A 7,208-nucleotide genomic window follows, 5' to 3' on the forward strand; every position below is an offset into this window, starting at 1 on the left:
ATATCGCCTTATATTGTTTGAAATGTTAAATATATGTTGTTTTTTATATTTAGATGCAAGTCGCTTTTACCTTTGTTATTTTTAATTCCCCTGTGGATGCTTATTTTATTGAGTTTTGTTGGTTTTTTTGTCTCAAAATCTAAGTGTAATAAATAATGTAAATGTGATCATTGTTTCTGTTTTAAAAATTACCATGTATTTTAATTGTTTAACAAGATCCATTCGTGTATTTTTATATTCTGTTTTTTTTGATATTTATAGTTTTAGATATAAAGGTATTGTTTTTTATTTTCTTTTGTTGTTGACCATAAGGTGATCTTTCTCTTCGCTTTTTAGATGAATTTCAAGTTATAAAATAATGTATGGAAAGGTCGGGTGAATAACAAAAAATCAGTGGTATAGGTTCTTGCACAATGAAAATCCATGATCTGCATTGTGCGTATTAACTGGCGTTGCTATTAGTGACAACAACATAATCCGAAAGCTAGAGCTAATAAAAGAGAAGTGCGAGTACGATATGAAAAATTTAGGTTTTACAATGATCGAGGTATTGGTCGTGCTAAGTATATTGGCTATTTTATTAGCGATAGCACCTTCTGGTTTTACAACCTTTATTAGAGGTAGCGAAATGGTCGCTAATAGCAATGATATAGTGGGCGCATTTAACTATGCGCGTATGGAAGCGGTCAAGCGTGGAAGCCCTGTCCAACTGGGGCAACGAAATGGATCAACTTGGACAGGAGGAATGGTTGTTTGGATCGATAAAAATTCTAACGGCTCCTTTGATGTCGGTGTCGATGAAGTGTTGCGATTTTGGGAGGCTTATAATAGTGGTAATAGTTTAATCAGTGATCATGGTATTACCCAATTTACATTCGATGCAACCGGAGGCATTGATAATGCAGATGTACTCAGGCTTTGTGATAACCGGTCTGGAGAAGTGGGGCGAGACATTTCTGTTTTATCATCGGGCGCGATTTTTGCGGATAAGGTAAATTGTGTTTAAAACTGATAACAACAAACCGAAATTAAAACATCTTTTTAAGCTAATAACTAAGAAGCATAGAGGTAGTACGTTACTCGAGGTTTTAGTTGCATTACTCATTGTTGCAATTGGATTTTTAGGGTTAGCTTCGATGCAATTGATAAGCTTAAAAAACCTCAATAATGCACAATTTCGTACGTTGGCTACCGCTTATGCATATGATATGGCAGAACGTATGCGCACTAACCGGGCTGCGGTATCAGCTGGTTTTTACGATGCCATTGATGCGACGGAAACTGATCCCGGATGTAGCTCTTGCTCCGTTGAGCAAATTGCTCAGTTAGATGCTTACCAATGGAATCAGCTAATAGGAAACAGCATTATTTCAGGCGGGCTACCGACCGGAACGGGCAAGGTCGAAAGTAAGGGGGGGGGAGTGTTTGAGATAACGGTGGCCTGGAGGGAACAACAACAATCGAGTTCTGGCGGTAAAATTGATAATGTTAATTTCATTGTAAGATTGCAACTTTAAATTCAACTAATTGATATGAAGTAACTATTTTATCTGACTCAATTGATAACAGGGGCACTATGCGTATTCATATAGCCAAAAATCATGATATTTATATCATAAGACAAGGTGGTTTTTCATTAATAGAATTAATGATAGCAATAACGCTCGGGTTATTAGTGTTGTTTTCCGTTTCGCAAATGTTTCTTGCCAGTGTGCAGAGTATGCATTTACAAAATGCGTTTTCTCGTGTGCAAGAAAATGGGCGTATCTCATTAGAATTAATAAGTCGCGATATCCGCGGCGCTGACTTTTGGGGATGTCTGCACAATACAAGTTTGATAGTGAATCATTTAGATACCACTGACTCGGATTATAATGCCAGCGCTAATCCAAGTGGTCAACAGGGTGTAACGGGTGGAAATGATGTCACAGCTCGTACCATCGCGACGATATCAGTGGTTGATAATACCGATACCCTAACCTTGCGAGGAGCGAGAAGCTTTTCTGATGTAAAAGTTATTACGCCGTTTATGGCAACTCCATCTGCGGATATTAATATCGTTAATGGGGCGGGTATTTCGAAGGGAGATGTGGTCATGATAAGTAATTGTCAGGGGGCGGATCTGTTTTCAGATACGGATGCAGCGTCTACTATTCTTGGTCACAACATTGCTCCACCATCAGCGGGTGCAGTAAAAAATGTGACTCAAGCATTTTCTCAGACTTATACCAGTAGCGCTCAAATACTTGTTCCTTATGTTAAAACCTATTTTGTAGGCACAAACATAGCGGGCAGTACTTCTCTTTATGTAAGCGAGGATGGCACAGCCAAAGAGTTAGCTAGAGGAATAAGTGATTTACAAATAATGTACGGTGAAGATACAGATGGTGACAATAGCGCAGACACGTTTAGTACCGCTTCTGGCGTTGGTGATATGAATAAAGTACTTTCGATCCGCTTTGAATTGGTTAGTAAAAACAGCAATGGTGCTTCTAGTCAGGTAGAAAAACACTATGCGCTTACCGCTAATATACGTAACAGAACATTGCAATAAAATGGGTAATAACATGTATAAAAAACAGTGTGGTGCCGTGTTAGTCGTTAGCTTAATTATATTATTCTCAGTTACTTTATTAGTGTTTTCAGGTAATAAATCGGTACTCATGCAAGAAAAAATGGCCATGGCAGTACGCGACGCGCATGTGGCGTTGCAAATGTCAGAGTCAGGAATAAGAGATGCTGAAAAACTTATTGAAACCTACGTTAGCACTGTCGCCTTTAATGTGCAGGGAACGGGTGGGCTCTATAGCCAAGATAATGGGCCGTCCAATATTTTTGATACGAATGCCTGGCTTAGTAGTAACACCATTGACGCCAGTACGCAGGTATCGGAATCGGGCCGTGTTGCGAGTTATTTCATTGAACACCTTGGGTTATTGTCAGTGCCTAATGCGAATTTAGATGCTCTTAATATCAACGGATACGGTCAAACGTCAGGTGGTGGTGATGTGAATATATTCAAAATTGTTTCTCGTTCTCAGGGAGATAACGGTGATGCTGAGCGAGTTGTGGTTAGTTATTATGGAAAGCGTTTTTAATGATGCCAGAAATGAAAGGAAAGCAACAATGAACAAACTATCTACAAAGGTATCTCTCATTAAGATGGCGATTGTTGTCGCCCTTGGTTATTCAAATATTACCTTTGCAACTGCCTTGGTACTCCCCACAGAGCCTTTAATTACCGCCACATCTGTGCAGCCTAATATGATGCTATTGATCGACAGTTCTGGGTCAATGGGTAATATTGTCGAGCCCGATGCTTATGATGCAACGGTAGACTATTATAACTGTCCGAACAATAGAGAGTTTAGTGGTGGTACGGTGACTATTCGTATTAAAGCGAATGGTGAGGTTAAATTTAATGGCAAAAGATTTGGTACAACGGGCAATCGACGCTGTTTTAATGATGATACGCTTTATGATGCACAGCTTAATGCAAATGCAAATGACGGTTCATATAAAGTCCCTGCGAATGATTACTCGAGCAATGGTGGTACTTACTACGGCACGGCATCCTATAAAGGTAATTTTTTAAATTGGTACTTTTCTGATGCAAATTTTGGCGTTGGAGCACGAAAAAAGCCAGGCACAAAAATACGCATGGAAGTGGCTCAAGAAGCAGCAACTGCGCTGATTGATAGTTTACAAAATATACGCGTTGGTATTGCAAGGTTTAATGGAGGCACTGGCGCAAGAATTATCGGCAATGTTACTGATTTAACTCTCAGTAACAAAACAGCCTTTAAAACCGCGATTGATTTAATCACATTTGGTGGTGGAACACCCCTAGGTGAAGCGCTGTCACAAATAGGACGTTATTATACGCGGGGTTATTCTGCTGAGAGTAACTTACTTATTCACCCAAATACTGCGCCCACTTCGATTAAAACTAACAATGTATTTATACAAAGCCCGGCATACGCATCAGGGTTAAGTGCCCCTGACGCTGTCATTCAAAACTGGTGCCAACCCAATTTTGTCGTTGCAATGACAGATGGGCAGCCTTCATCGGATAGTAACGTAAGTACTTATTTACGAGACTATGATAATGGCACCGGGTCGATACTCGACGATGTGGCACTCGCAATGTATGAGATTGATTTGCGACCAGATCTAGACGATAGCGGCGAAGAGGTAATCAATAATGCCTCCACTTATATCATTGGATTTGCAGATGAAAGTGTAACAAGTAGTACCTTGTTGCAAAATACTGCTAGCAATGGGGGCGGGGAGTTTATCGGGGCATCAAACGCTAGCGAATTAGCGCAAGCCTTTAAGAAAACGCTTGACAATATCTTTGCAAAAGTTGCCTCGCGTTCGGGGGTTTCTTTTAATGCGCCTTCACTGAGCACCGATAACGCAGTTTATTCAGCCAACTTTAATAGTGCTCAATGGTCGGGAAGCTTACAGGCATTTGAACTCTCTGGGAGTGGTGAAATCGCTACAACAGCGACTTGGGATGTAACGACTAAGCTTGATGCCATACTTGATGCAAACCTTAGCACAACAAGGAATATTTTTACTTACAATCCGGTGACTAAAAAGGGGGTTCCATTTACCAGTGGCAGTTTAAGTCCTGCGCAATTAGCTGATCTTAGCAAAGGACCAGAAGGTAGCACGGGCATCGACAACTTAATTAATTATATTAGCGGTAAAAGAGCAGATGAAGGAGAGGGTGTCGCAGAGTATCGCGTTCGCTCAAGCCGACTGGGTGATATCGTCAATTCAACGTCCGTTTACGTTGGTGCGCCACAATTAAATTGGCCGAATTGGACCAGTGCTAATAAAATAGGAGCAAGTAGTGCTAACTATTCAGCGTTTAAAACGGCTCAGGCGAGTAGAACACCAATGCTCTATGTCGGCGCTAATGATGGTATGTTGCATGGTTTTAATGCCTCGCTAACTGGCGTGGATGCAGGTAAAGAAAAGTTTGCCTATATCCCCAATATCGTCTATTCCACAGAGCCGAAAGCTGGGCTAAATTATCTCGCTAATAAAAATTATGCGCATCAGTTTTATGTTGATTTAACGCCGACAGTGAGTGACGTATACATAAATAGTGCATGGCGTACCGTGCTTATTGGTGGGTTACGTAGCGGAGGAAAAGGGTTATTTGCACTGGATATTACTGACCCCACTAAATTTTCAAGTTCAACAGCCAATGCACAGAAATTAGCCCTATGGGAATTTAGCAGTACAGATGATAGCGATTTTGGTTATAGCTACAGTAAACCAACGGTTGTTATGATGGCTAATGGTAAATGGGCGGTGATCGTTGGTAATGGTTATAACAATGCGGGCACAGATGGTAATGCCAAGCTGTTTATTTTATTCCTTGAGCCTCAAGACTCGAATGATGTTTGGAATAAAGAGGTTGATTATTTTGTAATTGATACAGGCGCAGGTACTGCCGGTACACCTAATGGCCTTTCTACGCCGAGTGTAGTTGATACCAACGGTGATGGTGTTGCAGATAGAGTCTACGCCGGTGATTTAGAGGGCAACATGTGGGCATTCGATATTAGTGCTAGTAATGCGAGCAACTGGAAGGTGGATTACGGTACTGTCAGCGCACCTAAGCCCCTCTTTACTGCGAAAGATAGCACGGGCAAAGCACAACCTATTACCAGCGCACCTATTATCTCTAAAAATGTATCGCCAACGGGCAGTGCTCCTGATTTATTAGTTTTTTTTGGAACGGGTAAATATATTGAAGAAACAGATAAAAGCAATGTCGATGTAATGAGTTATTACGCTGTTATAGATAAAGGGAACCAGGAACAACTTCGAGGCAATTTAACCCCAAGAACGCTGAATACTTTTGATAGTAACAAACGCTTGATCACTGGAGCTTCATTTAGCTGGGCTACCTCGTCGGGTTGGTACTTTGACCTCAATAATAATAGTACGGCGCAAGGGGAACGCGTGATCTCAGACTCTCTTATTCGTAATAACGTGTTGTTTTTCACTACTGTCATTCCAGACCTTGATAGTGGGGATGTCTGTACCGCTAATAGCGATAGCTGGATAATGGGGGTTGATTTAGCGACAGGGAAAGCGCCTACATTTGGGGTTTTTGATGTTAATTTTGATGGTGTTATTGATGACTCATCGGTAGCCGCCACCGCATTAAATGATAAAAATAATAATGGAATTGTTGATGATCTGGAGTCGAGTGGGGTGAAAACGGCTAATTCAATGGTTGCTGAGGTGAATATTTTGGGTAATAACGCCTACCTCAACGATGCAGATGGCCAAACAGAAATAAAAATGATAAATACCGGTCCAAGTGCACAAGAGGGAAGGCTTTCTTGGGAAGAACAAATTCGCTAATAATTGATTTAACGATAAAAACTGCATTACAGTAAGGGAATAGTTTTGAAAAATAGGAAAGGTTTCACGCTTATTGAGTTACTGGTTGTGATAGCTATCATTGGCATATTAGCAATGATAGCTTATCCCTCCTATCAGGAGAGTGTGAAAAAATCACGGCGGGTTGATGCACAATCAGCACTGCAAGGCTTAGCGCTGGCGCTCGAACGTTGGTATACCACCAAGGGAACCTATACGGGTGCTGCCACAGGAGGCGCTAATACCGGTGCCCCTGTTATTTTTTCGACAAAGTCACCAATAGATGGCGCGGGTACTTACTATCACCTTAAAATTCAGTCTGCATCTTCAAGTACTTATGTTATTGGGGCAGAGCCTGTCGGTGCTCAATCTGGAGATGGGGTATTAATATTAAAATCCACAGGCGCAAGAGGTTGGGATATTGATAATGATGCGAATGGTCTTCTTTCCGGACTCGGGGCATCACCAAACGAAGTTGAATCGACAGAAATGTGCTGGAAAAGTAGCTGCTAACTCACTTTAAGTGTGTCATACCTTGACGGTTTCAAGATGAAAAAGACGAGACTGATAAAGAATTGGAAACCTATTTTAAACCGTTTCATCCTCGAATTTTAGGCGTAATACCCTTCCGCTTAATATAATGATCAGGTTTTACGTGGGATAAATTACTAAGATCAAAGCGCATGATTGAGTAATACCATTCGCTTAATATAATGATCAGGTTTTACGCAGGGTAAATGACTAAGGTCAAGGCGCATGATTGAGTAATAGCCGGCTATTGCGATTGAATGCAACGC

General features: G+C 41.1%; 6 protein-coding genes. All 6 read left to right on the forward strand.

Going from position 1 to position 7,208, the window contains the following annotated elements:
• Window positions 1-517: 517 nt before the first annotated feature.
• From G322_RS0101610 to G322_RS19680, 6 genes are read left to right on the forward strand one after another with little or no spacing between them, the layout of a single operon-like run.
• Window positions 518-1,006 (forward strand): GspH/FimT family pseudopilin, encoded by a 489-nt coding sequence (locus G322_RS0101610; protein ID WP_022940064.1) that lies wholly within the window; start codon window positions 518-520, stop codon window positions 1,004-1,006.
• Window positions 999-1,517 (forward strand): type IV pilus modification protein PilV, encoded by a 519-nt coding sequence (pilV, locus tag G322_RS19675; protein ID WP_022940065.1) that lies wholly within the window; start codon window positions 999-1,001, stop codon window positions 1,515-1,517. The genes G322_RS0101610 and pilV overlap by 8 nt, the downstream gene beginning before the upstream one ends.
• Before the next feature lie 59 nt (window positions 1,518-1,576).
• The gene (locus tag G322_RS0101620; protein ID WP_022940066.1) at window positions 1,577-2,554 is read left to right on the forward strand and encodes a PilW family protein; all 978 of its coding nucleotides are present in this window, start codon (window positions 1,577-1,579) and stop codon (window positions 2,552-2,554) included.
• A 13-nt stretch (window positions 2,555-2,567) separates the two neighbouring features.
• Window positions 2,568-3,098 carry a pilus assembly PilX family protein gene (locus G322_RS0101625; RefSeq protein ID WP_022940067.1) on the forward strand — a complete coding sequence of 177 codons (531 nt, stop codon included), beginning with the start codon at window positions 2,568-2,570 and terminating at the stop codon, window positions 3,096-3,098.
• Window positions 3,099-3,126: 28 nt separating this feature from the next.
• Entirely contained in the window at window positions 3,127-6,393 is a 3,267-nt protein-coding gene (locus G322_RS0101630; RefSeq protein ID WP_022940068.1) for a pilus assembly protein, read from the forward strand.
• A gap of 45 nt (window positions 6,394-6,438) precedes the next feature.
• Window positions 6,439-6,924, forward strand: a complete 486-nt coding sequence (locus G322_RS19680; protein WP_022940069.1) for a type IV pilin protein — start codon at window positions 6,439-6,441, stop codon at window positions 6,922-6,924.
• Window positions 6,925-7,208 lie beyond the last annotated feature (284 nt).

Source organism: Psychromonas hadalis ATCC BAA-638 (genome assembly GCF_000420245.1).
GTDB classification, from domain to species: domain Bacteria; phylum Pseudomonadota; class Gammaproteobacteria; order Enterobacterales; family Psychromonadaceae; genus Psychromonas; species Psychromonas hadalis.